The 1,451-nt window shown below is 70.5% G+C and carries 1 protein-coding gene; it reads left to right on the top strand.

All coding sequences use genetic code 11. The features are described 5' to 3' along the window. The first annotated feature begins 231 nt into the window (after nucleotides 1-231). Nucleotides 232-1,437 (top strand): IS110 family RNA-guided transposase, encoded by a 1,206-nt coding sequence (locus tag ACFP3R_RS37495; protein WP_380643792.1) that lies wholly within the window; start codon nucleotides 232-234, stop codon nucleotides 1,435-1,437. Nucleotides 1,438-1,451: the final 14 nt, after the last annotated feature.

Here is a 1,451-nt window from a genome sequence, read left to right as displayed (position 1 = left end):
CCCCGTTACCTTCTTCGTGGTTCCTGATCAAGGAGCTGTGGTCGCCGGGTCCGGCATGACTTACGCCCCCAGTCGAACGCATGATCCGGGGGGTGGTGTCACCGGACCCGGTGGCATCGCCGGACCGCTGATAGGGACACGGCCGCCTTCGGGCAGGTCTCGTCGTAACGTGGCTGCCGGCCGACGGTGCCCGACCCGCGATCACACCGCACGAGACGGAAGACACCCAGTATGACCAGCGGCTACCAGGTGTTCCTCGGCCTGGACGTGGGCAAGGGCGAACACCACGCCGTCGCCCTGGACGCCACCGGGAAACGACTCCACGACGCCCCGCTGCCCAACACCGAGCCCAGACTGCGGGCGGTGTTCGACAAACTCGCCCGATACGGGACGGTGCTGGTCGTGGTCGACCAACCCGCCACCATCGGCGCCCTGCCGGTCGCGGTCGCCCGCGCCCTCGGGCACCAGGTCGCCTACCTGCCCGGCCTGGCCATGCGCCGCATCGCCGACCTCTACCCCGGCAACGCCAAGACCGACGCCCGCGACGCCCACGCCATCGCCGACGCCGCCCGCACCCTGCCCCACACTCTGCGCGCCGTCGACACCGGCGACGACACCCTGGCCGAACTCGGCGTCCTGGTCGGCTTCGACGACGACCTGGCCGCCGAGGCCACCCGCGTCTCCAACCGCATCCGCGGCCTGCTCACCGGCATCCACCCCGCCCTCGAACGCGTCCTCGGGCCACGGATCGCGCACCCGGCGGTGCTGGAGATCCTGTCCCGCTGCGGCGGGCCGGCCGGCATCCGCAAGGCCGGACGACGCAAAGTCGCCGCGATCGTCGCCGCGCACGCGCCCCGCATGGGTGCCAGGCTGGTCGAGCAGATCTGGACAGCCCTGGACGAGCAGACCGTGACCGTCCCGGGCACCACCGCCGCCGACACGGTCCTGCCCAGGCTTGCCGACAGCCTCAAGACCGTGCTGCATCAACGAAAGGCCATTGCGGACGAGGTCGAGGGGATGCTTGATGCGCACCCTCTCGCCGAGGTCCTGATCTCGATGCCCGGCATCGGGGTCAGGACCGCCGCCCGCGTCCTGCTCGAAGTCGGCGACGCCTCCGGCTTCGCCGGCTCGGCGCACCTCGCCGCCTATGCCGGCATCGCCCCGGTCACCCGCCGCTCCGGCTCCAGCATCAAGGGCGAGCACCCGGCACGCACCGGCAACCGCAAACTGAAACGGGCGTTCTTCCTCGCCGCCTTCGCAGCCCTCTCCGACCCGACCAGCAGGGCCTACTACCAGCGCAAACGCGACGAGGGCAAGAAACACAACGCCGCCCTGATCTGCCTGGCCCGACGACGCTGCGACGTCCTGTTCGCCATGCTCCGAAACAAGACCCACTACCGGCATCCCGAGAAAACTCCCGCCCCGGCTGCGGCTTGACAACCACATAGGGA

The sequence above is a fragment of the Saccharothrix lopnurensis genome (genome assembly GCF_042658445.1).
Taxonomy (GTDB): Bacteria; Actinomycetota; Actinomycetes; order Mycobacteriales; family Pseudonocardiaceae; genus Actinosynnema; species Actinosynnema lopnurensis.
Note: the sequence above shows the minus strand (reverse complement) of the source record. Positions and strands in the feature narration are given on the sequence as shown.

What these genes read in the sequence shown, in the direction of transcription:
- ACFP3R_RS37495 (WP_380643792.1), top strand. Translation starts at nt 232, where the DNA reads ATGACCAGCGGCTACCAGGTGTTCCTCGGCCTGGACGTGGGCAAGGGC.